Origin of the sequence: Pseudomonas botevensis, assembly GCF_019145475.1 — a bacterium.
Classification (GTDB): Bacteria; Pseudomonadota; Gammaproteobacteria; order Pseudomonadales; family Pseudomonadaceae; genus Aquipseudomonas; species Aquipseudomonas botevensis.
The window spans coordinates 95732-112359 of sequence record NZ_JAHTKI010000005.1; the positions used below are offsets into that span (position 1 = coordinate 95732).

The 16628-nt window shown below is 61.2% G+C and carries 15 protein-coding genes; 10 read left to right on the forward strand and 5 right to left on the reverse strand.

Annotated elements, in window-relative coordinates; all coding sequences use genetic code 11:
• Positions 1-4: 4 nt before the first annotated feature.
• Complete coding sequence (gene pap / locus KVQ74_RS08975) at positions 5-1519, forward strand: polyphosphate:AMP phosphotransferase (RefSeq protein ID WP_217830717.1); 1515 nt, start codon at positions 5-7, stop codon at positions 1517-1519.
• Positions 1520-1621: 102 nt separating this feature from the next.
• Entirely contained in the window at positions 1622-2806 is a 1185-nt protein-coding gene (locus tag KVQ74_RS08980; protein WP_217830718.1) for a thiolase family protein, read from the forward strand.
• Positions 2807-2899: 93 nt separating this feature from the next.
• Here KVQ74_RS08980 and KVQ74_RS08985 read toward each other — a convergent pair whose 3' ends face one another.
• The gene (locus KVQ74_RS08985) at positions 2900-3094 is read right to left on the reverse strand and encodes a DUF6316 family protein (RefSeq protein ID WP_217830719.1); all 195 of its coding nucleotides are present in this window, start codon (positions 3092-3094) and stop codon (positions 2900-2902) included.
• Between the two features lie 213 nt (positions 3095-3307).
• Between KVQ74_RS08985 and KVQ74_RS08990 the strand changes: the two genes are divergently transcribed.
• Positions 3308-4267 carry a DMT family transporter gene (locus KVQ74_RS08990; protein ID WP_217830720.1) on the forward strand — a complete coding sequence of 320 codons (960 nt, stop codon included), beginning with the start codon at positions 3308-3310 and terminating at the stop codon, positions 4265-4267.
• Positions 4268-4361: 94 nt separating this feature from the next.
• Here the strand turns inward: KVQ74_RS08990 and KVQ74_RS08995 are convergent, their stop codons facing one another.
• On the reverse strand, positions 4362-5756 hold the full coding sequence (locus tag KVQ74_RS08995; protein ID WP_217830721.1) for a class II fumarate hydratase: 1395 nt from the start codon (positions 5754-5756) through the stop codon (positions 4362-4364).
• A gap of 192 nt (positions 5757-5948) precedes the next feature.
• Here KVQ74_RS08995 and KVQ74_RS09000 point away from each other — a divergent pair, with 192 nt between their 5' ends.
• The 7 genes from KVQ74_RS09000 (at position 5949) to KVQ74_RS09030 (ending at position 13823) form a co-directional block, all read left to right on the forward strand.
• On the forward strand, positions 5949-6467 hold the full coding sequence (locus KVQ74_RS09000; protein WP_217830722.1) for a DUF2059 domain-containing protein: 519 nt from the start codon (positions 5949-5951) through the stop codon (positions 6465-6467).
• 12 nt (positions 6468-6479) lie between these two features.
• Entirely contained in the window at positions 6480-6779 is a 300-nt protein-coding gene (locus KVQ74_RS09005; protein ID WP_065257175.1) for a BolA family protein, read from the forward strand.
• A gap of 146 nt (positions 6780-6925) precedes the next feature.
• Positions 6926-7867, forward strand: a complete 942-nt coding sequence (trhO, locus tag KVQ74_RS09010; protein WP_217830723.1) for an oxygen-dependent tRNA uridine(34) hydroxylase TrhO — start codon at positions 6926-6928, stop codon at positions 7865-7867.
• A gap of 35 nt (positions 7868-7902) precedes the next feature.
• Positions 7903-8505, forward strand: coding sequence for a DsbA family protein (locus KVQ74_RS09015; RefSeq protein WP_217830884.1), 603 nt, complete (start codon positions 7903-7905; stop codon positions 8503-8505).
• On the forward strand, positions 8498-10324 hold the full coding sequence (locus KVQ74_RS09020; protein ID WP_217830724.1) for an ABC transporter ATP-binding protein: 1827 nt from the start codon (positions 8498-8500) through the stop codon (positions 10322-10324). The genes KVQ74_RS09015 and KVQ74_RS09020 overlap by 8 nt, the downstream gene beginning before the upstream one ends.
• Positions 10325-10525: 201 nt before the next feature.
• Entirely contained in the window at positions 10526-12982 is a 2457-nt protein-coding gene (locus tag KVQ74_RS09025) for an EAL domain-containing protein (RefSeq protein WP_217830725.1), read from the forward strand.
• Positions 12983-13061: 79 nt separating this feature from the next.
• Entirely contained in the window at positions 13062-13823 is a 762-nt protein-coding gene (locus tag KVQ74_RS09030; protein ID WP_225929919.1) for a TenA family transcriptional regulator, read from the forward strand.
• Positions 13824-13892: 69 nt separating this feature from the next.
• Here the strand turns inward: KVQ74_RS09030 and KVQ74_RS09035 are convergent, their stop codons facing one another.
• The 3 genes from KVQ74_RS09035 to mupP form a co-directional block, all read right to left on the reverse strand.
• Positions 13893-14819 (reverse strand): GGDEF domain-containing protein, encoded by a 927-nt coding sequence (locus KVQ74_RS09035; protein ID WP_217830727.1) that lies wholly within the window; start codon positions 14817-14819, stop codon positions 13893-13895.
• 363 nt (positions 14820-15182) lie between these two features.
• Complete coding sequence (locus tag KVQ74_RS09040) at positions 15183-15923, reverse strand: YciK family oxidoreductase (protein ID WP_217830728.1); 741 nt, start codon at positions 15921-15923, stop codon at positions 15183-15185.
• Between the two features lie 31 nt (positions 15924-15954).
• Complete coding sequence (gene mupP, locus KVQ74_RS09045) at positions 15955-16626, reverse strand: N-acetylmuramic acid 6-phosphate phosphatase MupP (protein ID WP_217830729.1); 672 nt, start codon at positions 16624-16626, stop codon at positions 15955-15957.
• Between the last annotated feature and the right edge of the window lie 2 nt (positions 16627-16628).

The window sequence follows — 16628 nt, forward strand, 5'->3', positions numbered from 1 at the left end:
TCCCATGTTCGAATCCGCTGAAATCGGTCACGCCATCGACAAAGAAACCTATGATGCGGCGGTGCCCGCATTACGCGAAGCGTTGCTCGAGGCGCAGTTCGAGTTGCAGCAGCAGAAGCGTTTCCCGGTGATCATTCTGATCAACGGCATCGAAGGCGCCGGCAAGGGCGAGACGGTAAAACTGCTCAACGAATGGATGGACCCCCGACTGATCGAAGTGCGCACCTTCGATCAGCAGAGCGACGAAGAACTCGCGCGGCCACCGGCCTGGCGTTACTGGCGGATGCTTCCGGCCAAGGGGCGAATGGGCATTTTCTTCGGCAACTGGTACAGCCAGATGCTTCAGGGGCGGGTGCATGGGTTGTTCAAGGACCCGCGTCTGGATCAGTCGATCGCGGGCGCCGAGCGTCTGGAAAAGATGCTGTGCGATGAAGGCGCATTGATCTTCAAGTTCTGGTTTCACCTGTCCAAGAAGCAGATGAAGGCGCGGCTCAAGGCCCTTGCCGATGATCCGCTGCACAGCTGGCGCATCAGCCCGCTGGACTGGCAACAGTCGGAAACCTACGACAAGTTCGTCAAGTACGGCGAGCGCGTGCTGCGCCGCACCAGCCGCGATTACGCGCCGTGGCATGTCATCGAAGGCGTGGACGCGCATTACCGCAGCCTGGCGGTCGGCAAGATTCTGCTTGAGGGGCTGCAAAACGCCTTGAAGCGCCCGGACGTGCATCCGCACGATGTCAGCGCCGCGCCGTTGGGCACCTCGGTCGATCAATTGAACCTGCTCGACAGCCTCAACCTGACCCTGAGTCTGGATAAAAGCGACTACGAAGAACAACTGATCACCGAGCAGGCGCGGCTGTCCGGGCTGATGCGTGACAAACGCATGCGCCGCCATGCGCTGGTGGCGGTGTTCGAAGGCAATGATGCGGCGGGCAAGGGCGGAGCGATCCGGCGGGTGGCGGCGGCGCTCGATCCGCGCCAGTACAGCATTGTGCCGATTGCCGCGCCGACCGAAGAAGAGCGTGCGCAGCCGTATCTGTGGCGGTTCTGGCGGCACATTCCGGCCCGGGGCAAGTTCACCGTGTTTGACCGATCTTGGTATGGCCGGGTGCTGGTGGAGCGTATCGAGGGCTTTTGCAGCACCGCCGACTGGATGCGCGCCTACGGCGAAATCAACGACTTCGAGGAGCAGATCGACGATGCCGGGGTGATCGTCGTCAAGTTCTGGCTGGCGATCGACAAGGACACGCAAATGGAACGGTTCCAGGCGCGCGAGGAGATCCCGTTCAAACGCTTCAAGATCACCGAAGACGACTGGCGCAACCGCGACAAGTGGGACGACTACCGCGCGGCGGTGGGCGATATGGTCGACCGCACCAGTACCGAGATTTCGCCGTGGACCCTGGTCGAGGCCAACGACAAGCGCTGGGCGCGGGTCAAGGTGCTGCGCACGATCAACCGGGCGCTGGAGGAGGCGTTCGAGAAGTCCGACCGCAAAGCGAAGAAACATAAGGACTGAGCCGATGGACACGCATACGCGGGGTGAATGATTGTCGCGGTCGGCAATCGGGTGGACTTATGCTCGGTCCACTCTCAACCGACTACAACAATGAGGTATGCCATGCGTGAAGTGGTGATCGTCGACAGCGTGCGGACCGGCCTGGCCAAGTCCTTTCGCGGCAAGTTCAACCAGACCCGTCCCGATGACATGGCGGCTCATTGTGTCAACGCGCTGCTGACGCGCAACGACGTCGACCCGGCCAGCGTCGAGGATTGCATCGTCGGCGCCGGCTCCAACGAAGGCGCCCAGGGCTACAACATCGGGCGTAACGTGGCGGTGCTGTCGCGTTTGGGCACCGGCACCGCCGGCATGACCCTTAACCGTTTCTGCTCTTCGGGCTTGCAGGCGATTGCGATTGCCGCCAACCAGATCGCGTCGGGTTGCAGCGATATCATCGTTGCCGGCGGTGTCGAGTCGATCAGCCTGACCCTCAAGAGCGTCAACACCGATCACCTGATCAACCCGTTGCTCAAACAGCAGGTGCCGGGCATTTACCACACGATGGGCCAGACCGCCGAAGTGGTGGCGCGCCGTTACGGGGTCACTCGTGAGGCGCAGGATCGTTATTCCCTGCAAAGCCAGTTGCGTACCGCACACGCGCAGGCGGCCGGTCTGTTCGACGATGAAATCGTGCCGATGGCCGTAAAATACCGGGTTGAAGACAAGAACAGCGGCGAAGTGCAGATCCTCGACGGTATCGTCGAGCACGATGATTGCAACCGCCCGGACACCACTTACGAAAGCCTTGCCGGGTTGAAACCGGTGTTTGCCGAGGACGGTTCGGTGACCGCCGGCAACTCCTCGCAGTTGTCCGACGGTGCCTCGATGACCCTGGTGATGAGCCTGGAAAAAGCCCTGCAACTGGGGCTCAAGCCGAAAGCGTTTTTTCGTGGTTTTACCGTGGCCGGTTGCGAGCCGGACGAAATGGGCATCGGCCCGGTGTTCTCGGTGCCGAAACTGCTCAAGGCCAAGGGGCTGCAAGTGGCGGACATTGATCTGTGGGAACTGAACGAAGCGTTCGCCTCGCAGTGCCTGTACAGCCGCGACCGGCTGGAAATCGACAATGAGAAGTACAACGTCAATGGCGGCTCGATTTCCATCGGCCACCCGTTTGGCATGACCGGTTCACGTCAGGTCGGGCATCTGGTGCGCGAGCTGCAGCGACGCAGTCTGCGTTACGGGATCGTGACCATGTGCGTGGGCGGCGGGATGGGAGCCAGCGGGTTGTTCGAGGCAGTGCGCTGAGGGCAGAGGCATTGGCGGCCTGTTCCGGTCTCTTCACAGACAAGCCGGCTCCCACAGGAGCAGGCGGGCTTGTCTGTGAAGAGGGCGCTGGATCTATCGGCTGGAATCCAGCATCTGCATCCGCGCTATATAAGCGCGGATTTCTTTTTCCGCGCTTTCAAGGTTGTCGAACGGCCCTTCGAGGGTGTTCTCCCGCGTGCTGAAAAACAGTTCGCCATTGACCCGGCACACCCGGTCGCTGCGAAAGTGCGTGGCGGGGGCGGTGTCCTGGGCGCGCATGCCTAACATGATCGGTCTTCCTGGTGAGTGAGGGTCCGGGTCGGATCCAATGAGCTTATGCCCGAAGCACTTGGCTCGCTCGTTCAACCGATCAACGGCAATCCGTCAATTTTTCGTTGCGACCTGCACAGTTTCATTTGCGGCCGCAGCGCAACTGTCCCTGTGTCGCGCCGATGGCTACGCCTAGAATGACCACTCTCGTCGGCAGTTTTCGGGGTTCTCATGCACATTTCGTCGGGTCGCTGGGTGTACGGCATGTTCCTGGCCTTGTTGACCGCGTTTCTCTGGGGAATCCTGCCGATCAAGCTCAAACAGGTGCTGCTGGTGATGGACCCGATCACCGTGACCTGGTTTCGCCTGACGGTGTCCGGCGGTTGCCTGTTCATTTATCTGGCGGCCACCCGCCGTCTGCCGAGCCGCAAGCAGTTGGGTCCCAAGGGCGGCTGGCTGGTGCTGATGGCGGTGCTCGGGCTGGTCGGCAACTACGTGTTGTATCTGATGGGGCTTAACCTGCTCAGCCCCGGCACCGCGCAACTGGTGGTGCAGATGGGGCCGATCATGTTGTTGATCGCCAGTCTGTTCGTGTTCAAGGAGCGTTTCAGCATCGGCCAGGGCATTGGCCTGGCGGTACTGTTGATTGGCTTCGCGCTGTTTTTCAACCAGCGCCTGGCGGAACTGCTGACCTCGCTGTCGGATTACACCGCCGGGGTGTTGCTGGTGTTGCTCGCGTCGACGGTCTGGACGTTCTATGCGCTGGGGCAGAAGCAATTGCTGACGGTCTGGAATTCGTTGCAGGTGATGATGGTGATCTACCTGTTCTGCGCCTTGCTGCTGACGCCGTGGGTGCATCCGCTCGAAGCGCTGGAACTGAACCCGTTGCAGGGCTGGTTGTTGCTGGCGTGCTGCATGAACACCCTGATTGCCTACGGCGCGTTTGCCGAGGCACTGGCCCATTGGGAAGCGTCGCGAGTCAGCGCCACGCTGGCGATCACGCCGCTGGTGACGTTCGGCGCTGTCGCGGTGGCCGCCTGGACGTGGCCGGAATACGTGCATGCCGAGCAGATCAATGCGCTGGGCTATGGCGGGGCGGTGCTGGTGGTGCTGGGGTCGGCGCTGGTGGCGTTGGGGCCTTCGCTGATCGCCGGGCTCAAGGCGCGGCGGGCGCGGGCGGTGCCTGGCTGAGGATCTTGATGGTGCCCTTCGCGGGCAAGCCCGCTCTCACATCTTTGTGGGAGCGGGCTTGCCCGCGAAGGGTGACGGTCAGGCGCTACAACACTCAGCCCTTGGCCCCGGGCTCGATCATGTTCTCCGGCCGCACCCAGGCATCGAACTCTTCATTGGTCAGATAACCCAGCGCCAGTGCGGATTCGCGCAGGGTCAGCCCTTCGCTGTAGGCCTTCTTGGCGATTTCCGCCGATTTGTCGTAGCCGATGTGCGGGTTCAGCGCCGTCACCAGCATCAGGCCACGTTCCAGATGTTGCGCCATGACTTCGGCATCCGGCTCCAGCCCGGCGATGCAGTGCTGGTGGAAGTTGCTGCAACCGTCACCCAACAGGCGGATCGACTGCAGCAGGTTGTGGATGAGCACCGGTTTGAACACGTTCAACTGCAAGTGGCCCTGGCTTGCGGCGAAACCGATGGTCACGTCGTTGCCCAGCACCTGACACGCCAGCATCGATAGCGCTTCGCACTGGGTCGGGTTGACCTTGCCGGGCATGATCGAACTGCCCGGCTCGTTGGCCGGCAGCCGCACTTCGGCGAACCCGGCTCGTGGGCCGGAGCCGAGCAGACGCAGGTCGTTGGCGATTTTCATCAGCGCCACGGCGAGGGTTTTCAGGGCGCCGGAAAGGGTGGTCAGCGGTTCATGCCCGGAGAGCGCGGCGAATTTGTTCGGTGCGGTGACGAAGGGCAGGCCGGACAGCGCCGCCAGCTCGGCCGCAATCGCCTCGCCAAAACCATGGGGCGAATTCAGCCCGGTGCCGACGGCGGTGCCGCCCTGGGCCAGTTCGCACACGGCCGGCAGCGCGGCGCGGATCGCCCGCTCGGCGTAATCCAGTTGAGCGATGAAGCCGGAGACTTCCTGGCCGAAGGTGATCGGCGTGGCGTCCATCATGTGGGTGCGCCCGGTCTTCACCAGTTTCATGTGCCGCGCCGACAGCTCGGCGAGGCCTCCGGACAGCTCGGCGATCGCCGGCAGCAACTGGTTTTGCACCGCCTGCGCGGTGGCGATGCTCATGGCGGTGGGGAAGCAGTCGTTGGAACTCTGGGAGCGGTTGACGTGATCGTTGGGGTGCACCGGCGACTTGCCGCCACGGGCCTTGCCGGACAGTTCGTTGGCGCGACCGGCGATCACTTCGTTGACGTTCATGTTGCTCTGGGTGCCGCTGCCGGTCTGCCATACCACCAGCGGAAACTGGTCGTCGTGCTGGCCGTCGAGCACTTCGTCGGCGGCCTGTTCGATCAGGCGGGCGATGTCGGCCGGCAGATCGCCGTTGCGGTCATTGACCCGGGCGGCGGCTTTCTTGATCAGCGCCAGGGCATGCAGCACCGGCAACGGCATGCGCTCCTGGCCGATGGCGAAATTGATCAGCGAGCGTTGCGTCTGAGCGCCCCAGTAAGCTTCGTCCGGGACGTCGATTTCGCCCAGGCTGTCGGATTCTTTACGGCTCATCATGCACACTCCTGTTGGTCTGTTCGCGCAGTTTAGGCCGGGTCCGGCCCAGGTGGTTCCATCGAGCTGATTGTTGACCTGCCAGCCCCGGCAATCAAGCGCGGCAAGGCCCGGGGGTTGAGCCGCAGCGTTTTTTAGGCGCAGAATGGTCGCCCTTGGGGTTCGACCTCGCCTAGCTGAAAAGGAAACTCGATGACTCGTCTTCGTGCCATCTGTACCGCGGTTGCCCTGGTTTGCGCCAGCGGCCAGGTGCTTGCCGATACCGCCAGCCACAATGCCAGTGCCGAATCTTTTCTGACCCTGGCGCACGCTGACAAACTGGGCACTCCGGTGTACATGCAAGTGCAGCAGATGTTCGCCCAGCGCTTTGAACAGACCAAAGCCCCGGAGTCCAAGAAAGCCGTTCTGGAAACCTACCAGGCCAAGGCCAATGCCGCCCTGGATCAAGCCATCGGCTGGAACAAGCTCAAGCCTGACATGGTCAAGCTCTACACCAGCAACTTCAGCGAACAGGAGCTCAAGGATCTGGTGGCGTTCTACCAGTCGCCGCTGGGCAAGAAAGTCCTGGAAAAAATGCCGCAGCTGACCCAGCAATCGGCCCAGATGACCCAGGCCAAGCTGGAAAGCGCGGTGCCGGTCGTCAACAAGCTGCTGGACGACATGACCAACGAGCTGTCGCCTAAAGGCGCTGCCCCGGCCAAGAAGAAGTAAGCGGAGTTCTTGATGACCATGCAACAACGCATCGAATCGACGCTGGCCCTGCTGCAGCCCGAGCATCTGCAAGTGCTGGATGAAAGCCACATGCACAGTCGCGGGTTGCAGACCCACTTCAAGGCTGTGGTGGTCAGCGCGCAGTTCGAAGGGCTGAACCGGGTCAAGCGCCACCAGAAAGTCTACGGCACGCTCGGCGAGCTGATGGGCGAGTTCCATGCGTTGGCGCTGCACACCTACACCCCGCAGGAATGGGCAGAAGTGGGCGCCGCTCCGGCATCGCCGACCTGTGCCGGGGGTAGCAAGCACTGAGTTGTCGTGACGAGGGCCTGTGCTGATAGATCGCAGTCCTAATCCCACAGTGTTTTTGCTAGAATCCGCAACGCGCCGCTTAGCCGGCGCGTTTTTTTTCGCATCCGGTTCACCCTTTGCGAGGGTAGCCACCTGGAGAAATACCCATGACACAAGCGATTGTCGTGGCGGCACTGTATAAGTTCGTCACCCTCGAAGATTACGTAGACCTGCGCGAGCCGCTGTTGCAGGCGATGGTCGCCAATGGCGTCAAAGGCACCTTGCTGATCGCCGAAGAAGGCATCAACGGCACGGTTTCCGGCAGCCGCGAAGGCATCGACGGGCTGTTGGTCTGGTTGCGTAACGATCCCCGCCTGGTCGACATCGACCACAAGGAATCGTACTGCGACGAGCAGCCGTTCTACCGCACCAAGGTCAAGCTCAAGAAAGAGATCGTGACCCTGGGCGTCGAAGGCGTCGACCCGAACAAGAAGGTCGGCACCTACGTCGAGCCGCAGGACTGGAACGCGCTGATCAGCGACCCGGAAGTCCTGCTGATCGATACCCGCAACGACTACGAAGTGTCGATCGGCACCTTCGAAGGCGCGATCGATCCGAAAACCACCAGTTTTCGTGAATTTCCCGACTACATCAAAGCCCACTTCGACCCGGCCGTGCACAAGAAGGTCGCGATGTTCTGCACCGGCGGCATCCGCTGCGAGAAGGCATCCAGCTACATGCTGGGCGAAGGCTTCGAAGAGGTGTATCACCTCAAGGGCGGGATCCTGAAGTACCTCGAAGAGGTGCCGCAGGAAGAAACCAAATGGCAGGGCGACTGCTTTGTGTTCGACAACCGCGTGACCGTGCGCCACGACCTCAGCGAAGGCGACTACGATCAATGTCATGCCTGCCGGACTCCGGTGAGTGTCGAAGATCGTGCCTCCGAGCATTATGTGGCCGGCATCAGTTGCCCGCATTGCTGGGATACGCTGAGCGAGAAGACCCGCCGCAGCGCCGTCGACCGGCAGAAACAGATCGAACTGGCCAAGGCCCGTAACCAGCCGCACCCGATCGGCTACAACTATAAGCAAGCATCCACCGAGGCTTAATCATGTCTGCACGCCTGCTCTATGTGATGGATCCGATGTGTTCCTGGTGCTGGGGATTCGCCCCGGTCGCCAAAGCATTGGTGGAGCAGGCGCAGGCAGCCGGGGTCGAGCTGCATCTGGTGGTCGGCGGCTTGCGCACCGGCAGTGGCGCGGCGCTGGAGCCGACCACCCGGCGTTACATCCTCGAACACTGGCAGGCGGTCACCGAAGCCACCGGCCAGCCGTTCAAGTTCGAAGGCGCGCTGCCCGACGGCTTCATCTACGACACGGAGCCGGCCTGCCGTGCAATCGTCACCGCGCGCAGCCTGGCACCGGATTGCGCGTGGAAGCTGCTGGGGCTGATTCAGCATGCGTTCTACGCGCAAGGTCGCGACGTCACCCACGCCAGCGTGCTGGTGGAGCTGGCGGAGCAGGCCGGCGTGCCGCGCATCGAATTCGCCGAAGCCTTCGACCGGGCCGAACAGCATGCGGCCACCGCCGCCGATTTCAGTTGGGTGCAGGATCTGGGGATCGCCGGATTCCCGACCCTGCTCGCCGAGCGCAATGGCCAACTGGCGCTGCTGACCAACGGTTATCAGCCGCTCAGCGAACTTTCGCCTCTGCTCGGCCGCTGGCTGGAGCGTCTGGCCTGTGCCTGACCTGGCCGATGACACGCCAGCCGTAAAGCGTGTCGACCGGCTGAGCTGGGCAGAAGTCCGGCGACTGGCACTTCATCACAAAAAATCCCTGTGGATCGCCAACGGCGTCGCTGTATTGGCGACCCTGTGCAGCGTGCCGATTCCGCTGCTGTTGCCGTTGCTGGTGGACGAAGTCCTGCTCGGTCACGGCGATGCCGCGTTGAAAGTCATGAACCATGTGCTGCCGACGATGTGGCAGCAGGCGGCCGGCTATATCGGCCTGATGCTGCTGGTCACCCTGACGTTGCGCTGCAGCGCCCTGTGTTTTGGCGTGTTGCAGGCGCGGCTGTTCGCGCGGCTGGCCAAGGACATCGTCTACCGCATCCGCGTGCGCCTGATCGAACGGCTGAAGCGCATTTCCCTCGGCGAATACGAAAGCCTGGGCAGCGGCACGGTCACCACTCATCTGGTCACAGACCTGGATACCCTCGACAAATTTGTCGGCGAAACCCTCAGCCGTTTTCTGGTGGCGATGCTGACGCTGGTCGGCACCGCCAGCATTCTGGTGTGGATGCACTGGAAACTGGCGCTGCTGATCCTGATGTTCAACCCGCTGGTGATCTACGCCACGGTACAGTTGGGCAAACGGGTCAAGCACCTGAAGAAGCTGGAGAATGACAGCACTTCGCGCTTCACCCAGGCCTTGAGCGAAACCCTTGATGCCATTCAGGAAGTGCGGGCCGGCAACCGTCAGGGGTATTTCCTCGGCCGTCTCGGCCTGCGCGCCCAGGAAGTGCGCAACTACGCTGTCAACTCCCAATGGAAAACCGATGCTTCCAACCGCGCCAGCGGTCTGCTGTTCCAGTTCGGCATCGACATTTTCCGCGCGGCGGCGATGCTCACCGTGCTGTTTTCCGACCTGTCGATCGGCCAGATGCTCGCGGTGTTCAGCTACCTGTGGTTCATGATCGGCCCGGTGGAACAACTGCTTAACCTGCAATACGCCTACTACGCCGCCGGTGGCGCACTGACCCGCATCAACGAGCTGCTCGCACGCGCAGACGAGCCGCAATATCCCGGCGGTGTCGATCCGTTCAAGGGGCGCGAGACTGTGGGGATTCAGGTGCAGGGCTTGAGTTTCGGCTATGGCGACGAACTGGTGCTGGATCAGATGAACCTGTCCATCGCCCCCGGCGAGAAAGTGGCGATCGTCGGCGCCAGCGGCGGCGGTAAAAGTACCTTGGTGCAATTGCTGCTGGGGCTGTACACGCCGCTGGCCGGCACAATCCGCTTCGGCGGCTCGACCCAGGAAGATATCGGCCTGGAGACGGTGCGGGAAAACGTGGCGGTGGTGCTGCAGCATCCGGCGCTGTTCAACGATACCGTGCGGGCCAACCTGACCATGGGCCGCACGCGCAGCGACGAAGCCTGTTGGCAGGCGCTGGAAATTGCCCAGCTCGCACCCACCATCCGCGCCTTGCCGCAAGGCCTGGACAGCATCGTCGGGCGTTCCGGCGTGCGCCTTTCGGGAGGGCAGCGGCAACGTCTGGCGATCGCGCGGATGATTCTTGCCGAGCCGAAAGTGGTGATTCTCGACGAAGCCACCTCGGCGCTCGACGCTGCCACCGAATACAACCTGCATCAGGCGCTGGCGCGGTTCCTCAATGGCCGCACTACACTGATCATTGCCCATCGCCTGTCGGCGGTTAAGCAGGCGGATCGGGTGCTGGTGTTCGATGGCGGTCAGGTGGCCGAGGACGGCGACCACCAGCAACTGATTGCCGAGGGTGGCCTGTACGCCAAACTCTACGGACACCTGCAACAAATCCAGCGCCCTTGAGTTTCGTGCGCATTTCTGTGCTTAGTGCTTGAATTGCTTTGAGTAAAAACGCCCGGATCGGCTCTGCGCGCAGTCAGGTTGCAGGATCGGCACAGAAGACGGCACAGCTGTCTCTTTGACTTGCCGAAAATTAGCCTAGGCTGAGCTGTCAGGAGCGGTATTTTCCGGTGTTCATCTGGCAGTGCTTGCGCAAGGGACCTCATGAAGCAAAAGCGGACTCTCGGAACGCCACGGTTGTTGGGCATCGTCTGGCCATTCATTGCCGTCGTCTTGTGTCAGGCGCTGCTGGGCGGCGTCAGCCTCTATGTGCTGTCGGCCGTTCGCGGTTATGTCGCGGGTGAAAGTCTCTGGTCCAAGGGCCAGAAGGACGCCATCTATTACCTCAACCTGTACGCCGACAGTCGCGACGAGGCGATCTTCCTCAAGTACCAGCAGGCGATCTCCGTGCCACAGGGCGGGCACGAGCTGCGTCTGGCGCTCGACCGACAGCCGCCGGACCTGCAAGCGGCGCGCGAGGGTATTCTCAGGGGTGGCAACCACCCGGACGACGTCTCGAGCCTGATCTGGCTGTACCTCAATTTCCGTCACTTCAGTTATCTGGAAACCGCCATTGACCGCTGGACGTTGGGCGACGCCTATCTGGTCGAGCTCGATGATGTCGCTCGGGAAATGCATCGGCAGATCAGCATCAACGCCGCCAGCGATGAAGATATCCGCCACTGGAAGGCGCGGATATTCGCGATCAACGACAGCGTGACCCCGGCCGCCAAGGCCTTCAGCGATGCGCTGGGCGAAGGCTCGCGGCTGGTTATGCGGCTGCTGCTGTTCACCAACCTGGCGACGGCGCTGGGGCTGATCGTGCTGGCATTGCTGCGAACCCACAAACTGCTCAAGCAGCGCCATGCCTTTGCCCAGGCGCTGCAACTGGAGAAGGATCGGGCGCACATCACCCTGCATTCGATCGGCGACGGGGTGATCACCACCGACGTCGACGGTGCCATCGACTACATGAACCCCGCCGCCGAAGCCTTGACTCACTGGAAGGCCGAGCAGGCCGCCGGTCTGCCGCTGGCGGCACTGTTCAATCTGCTCGATGACAATGCCCAGAGCGAAGGGCTGACCCTGATCGAGCACATTCTCAGCGGCAAGCTGGGGGGCAGCAGCGAACATTCCAAGCTGATCCAGCGCCTGGACGGCAGCACCGTCTCGGTGACGCTGGTCGGCGCGCCGATCCGCAATGCCGGCAAGGTCAGCGGCGCGGTGCTGGTGCTTCACGACATGACGCAGGAGCGCCAATACATCGCCAACCTGTCATGGCAGGCGACCCATGATGCGCTGACCGGGCTCGCCAACCGCCGCGAGTTCGAATATCGCCTGGAGCAGGCGCTGCACAACCTGACGCGCCAGTCGGGCCGGCACGCGCTGATGTTCCTGGATCTGGATCAATTCAAACTGGTCAACGACACCTGCGGTCACGCGGCCGGCGATGAGCTGCTGCGGCATATCTGCGCGCTGTTGCAGTCCGGTTTGCGCGAGGGCGACACCCTGGCACGGCTGGGGGGCGATGAATTCGGCATTCTGCTGGAGAACTGCGCGCCGGATGCGGCGGAAAAAATCGCCGAGGGGCTGCGTCAGACTGTGCAGAACCTGCATTTTGTCTGGAAGGGGCGACCGTTCCTGACCACCGTGAGCATTGGCCTGGTGCATGTCACGCAAACCCCGGCCACCCTCGAAGCCTCGCTGCGTGCTGCCGACATGGCTTGCTACATGGCCAAGGAGAAGGGGCGCAACCGGGTTCAGGTCTACCACGCCGATGACTCGGAACTGTCCCTGCGCTTCGGCGAGATGGCCTGGGTGCAGCGGCTGCACATGGCCCTGGAAGAGAACCGCTTCTGCCTGTATGCCCAGGAAATCGCTCCGCTGCGGCATGCCGAGGATCGCGGGCACATCGAAATCCTGCTGCGCCTGCACGACGAAGCCGGTCGCATGATCTTGCCTGACAGTTTCATTCCGGCGGCTGAGCGTTACGGATTGATGACATCCCTGGACCGCTGGGTAGTGCAAAACGTATTTAAGGTTATTGCTCAATGTATTAACGAAGAACATGAAACGCCATTGGCAATGTGTGCGATTAATCTTTCAGGCATTACTATCGGAGATGACGCGTTTTTGCACTTCCTGCGTGAACAGTTTGAAACTTACGCAGTGCCCCCTGAAATGATTTGTTTTGAAATTACTGAAACCAGTGCTATTGCAAATTTGGGTAGTGCGATTCGTTTTATTAATGAACTCAAAGGCTTAGGTTGTTACTTCTCGCTAGATGACTTTTGTGCCGGAATGTCCTCATTCGCTTATTTGAAACATTTGCCTGTAGACTTCCTGAAGATCGACGGGAGTTTCGTAAAGGATATGCTGGACGACCCGATTAACCGTGCAATGGTCGAGGTGATCAATCACATCGGCCATGTCATGGGTAAACAGACCATTGCCGAGTTTGTCGAAACAACACAGATCGAGCAGGTACTGCTTGAAATCGGCGTGGATTACGCACAGGGTTACGTCATAGAGCGCCCGCAATTGTTTACCTGCGACAGTTTGCAAAGTCGGCCCGCCAGACCGCAGCCGTTGTTATTCAAGGCGCCTGGCACGTTCCGTTGAAGGCTCTCGCCGATCCGTACAATCACAAATCAAAAGGAGCCGAACAGTGATCGACACATTCAACCGAACCGGACCACTCATGGAAGCTGCAAGTTATCCTGCCTGGGCACAGCAGTTGCTCAAGGATTGCAGCGAGAGCAAGCGCCGGGTTGTCGAACATGAACTTTATCTGCGCATGCGTGATAACCAGCTCAGCGCCAGAACCATGCGCCAGTACCTGATCGGGGGCTGGCCGGTGGTTGAGCAATTCGCGTTGTACATGGCGCAGAACCTGACCAAGACCAAGTTTGCCCGTCACCCGGGCGAAGACATGGCGCGGCGCTGGTTGATGCGCAACATTCGCGTCGAGCTGAACCACGCCGACTACTGGGTACACTGGAGTCGAGCCCATGGCGTGAGCCTGGAGGATCTCCAGGAGCAGCAAGTGCCGCCGGAACTGCACGCGCTGAGTCATTGGTGCTGGCACACCAGTTCGGCGGATTCGCTGATCGTTGCCATCGCCGCCACCAACTATGCGATCGAGGGCGCGACCGGAGAGTGGTCGGCGCTGGTCTGCTCCACGGGCGTCTACGCCGCGGCCTTCCCGGAAGAGGATCGCAAACGGGCAATGAAGTGGTTGAAGATGCACGCCCAGTACGACGATGCCCATCCGTGGGAGGCGCTGGAAATCATCTGCACCCTGGCCGGCATGAACCCGAGCAAGGCTTTGCAGGCGGAGCTGCGACAGGCCATCTGCAAGAGCTATGACTACATGTACCTGTTCCTTGAGCGCTGCATGCAGCTGGAGCTGTCGGAGCGGGTGATCCACGGCCGCGAGCGCCGGGCTTTGGTCGGCAGCTGATTCAGATAGCAGGAAAAAAATAAGGGAGCCGATGTGCTCCCTTATTCATTTGTCGATGGGCGCAGGCAATCAGCCGGCCATGGCCAGGCGATTGCGACCTTCACGCTTGGCGACGTACAGCGCGCTGTCTGCTCTGCGCAACAGACTTTCCGCCGACTCGCCGGGCAGCAGGGTCGAACAGCCCAGGCTCACGGTCAGCTCGATCAATTGCCCTTCGGCGTAGTAATCCTGAGCCTGCGCGGCATAGCGCAGACGCTCGCCGACCATCGCCGCCGCTTCCCGGCTGGTGTTGGACAGCAGGATCAAAAACTCTTCGCCACCGTAGCGGAATACCATATCGACGTTGCGCAACTGGCCCTTGATCGACGCGGCCACGGTTTTGAGCACTTCGTCGCCGGCGGTGTGTCCGTGGCTGTCGTTGACCCGCTTGAAATGGTCGATGTCGAGCATCAGCAACGACAACGGTTGCAGGTGGCGGCGGGACATGTCGATTTCCCGTTGCAGGGTCTGCTCCATGGCAATCCGGTTGCCGGCGCCGGTCAGCGGATCGCGCAGGGCGGTCTGGGTCGCCGTGCGGTACAGCAGGGCGTTGCGCATCGGATACAGCAGCGACGACAGCAGGGATTCCAGGTTGCCCTGTTCCTCTTCGCTGAAACGCTTGTTGCGGCGGAACACCAGCTCACCCATGTGCTCGCCTTCATGACTGAGGCTGTAGCTGATCGAGTGGTGGCCGCGCGTGCCGAACTCCAGGCGCAAGTCGCTGCCCTGATGCACATAGGTCAAGGCATCGAGCGGAACCATGCGCTGAATGTCGCGGAAGAAAAGCCCGAGAATGCGTTGTGGCTCAAGACTGGTTTGCAGTTGCAGGCTCAGTTGCGCGCGTAATTGCGCCAGACTGACCGGCCGTTCCAGGAGAGGAGGCTGCTGACCGAAGCCCAGGCGTTGCAATTTGGCACTGTCGAAGTCAATTGCATTGGTCTGGGAGGGTGATTTCATATGGCGTGAGCCCCTAAGCAGTAAGTCTGTCTTACAGGCTGGGTGAGAGCGGCTATGGGCTGCGCGTCATACTGATCCATCAGTCCCGTAGGACATTTGGCGTAAGTTTAGTCTGCCTGATGACGATTAGTCAGCTATCGAAAACAGGCCTCGCCCGACTGCCTTCACACGGCGTGCTTGTAGGGAAATTTAGAGCGAAAGTCGTGCCATTCGGTTCGAATTTATTAAAACCGTTTTTAATCAATGACTTGGGTTTGGATGGTAAAAGAGTGCGCTGGATATTTGACTGACTTGGCCGTGCCCAAAGCGGCAAATGCATGCCGCGACGGGAAACTGCCACGGCAACAAATGCGACGTATGGCATTACTGGGCGTTGAAAGCCTGGCCGTTGATGCCGGTGCTGTCCGGACCCATCAGGTAGAGGTAGACCGGCATGATCTCCTCGGGCGTCGGATTGTTCAGCGGGTTTTCCCCTGGGTACGCCTGGGCGCGCATGCTGGTGCGGGTGGCGCCGGGGTTGATGCTGTTGGAGCGCACCGGTGCGACGTTTTCGACTTCGTCGGCCAGGGTCTGCATCAGGCCTTCGGTGGCGAACTTCGATACGCCGTAGGCGCCCCAGTAGGCGCGGCCCTTGCGCCCGACGCTGCTGGAGGTGAACACCACCGAGGCATCCCGCGACAGCTTGAGCAGCGGCAGCAGGGTGCTGGTGAGCATGAACATGGCGTTGACGTTGATCTGCATGACTCGCATGAAGTTGTCGCCGGACAGCTGTTCGATCGGTGTCCGTGGGCCAATGATCGAAGCGTTGTGCAGCAGGCCGTCGAGATGACCGAATTCGCTTTCGATCATCGCCGCCAGTTCATCGTACTGATGCGGCTGGGCGGTTTCGAGGTTGAACGGGATGACCGCCGGTTGCGGGTGCCCGGCCGCTTCGATCTCGTCGTAGACCTGCGTCAGATTGGCTTCGGTCTTGCCCAGCAACAACACGGTGGCGCCATGGGCGGCATAGGTTTTCGCGGCAGCCGCGCCGATGCCACGGCCGGCGCCGGTGACCAGAATGACCCGATCCTTGAGCAATTCGGGGCGAGCGCTGTAATCAAACATAAAAACCTCTACACAAATCCATTGGAAAAGATCAGCAACTGCAAAGCGCGCTGTCGATCACCTTGCGCAGTTCCAGCGGATGATCCACCACCGCGTCCGCGCCCCAATGCCGAGGGTTGTCGTCCGGGTGAATGTAGCCAAAGGTCACCGCGCAAGTCTTGGTTCCGGCGTCGCGGCCGGATTCGATGTCGCGCAGATCATCGCCGACAAACAGCACCGTGGCCGGATCCAGATCAAGCATCTTGCACGCAAGGATCAGCGGCTCCGGGTCCGGCTTGCTGTTCTTCACATGATCGGGGCAGATCAGCAGCGCCGAGCGCTCGGCCAGCCCCAGTTGTTGCATGATCGGTTCGGCAAAGCGCAGCGGTTTGTTGGTGACCACGCCCCAGATCAGGTTGGCTTTTTCGATGTCGGCCAGCAGTTCGCCCATGCCGTCGAACAGCTTGCTGTGGACCGCGCAGCCGACGAGGTAGCGCTCGAGGAACTCCAGGCGCAGTTCTTCGAAGCCCGGGGATTCCGGGTCCATCGAAAACGTCACTGCGACCATGGCTTTGGCGCCGCCGGAAATCTCGTCGCGGATGTGTTTGTCGTTGATGGGCGGCAAGCCGCGATCGGCACGCATCGCCTGACAGATGGCGATGAAGTCCGGCGCGGTGTCCAGCAGGGTGCCGTCCATGTCGAAAAGGACTGCTCTGATAGCCATCG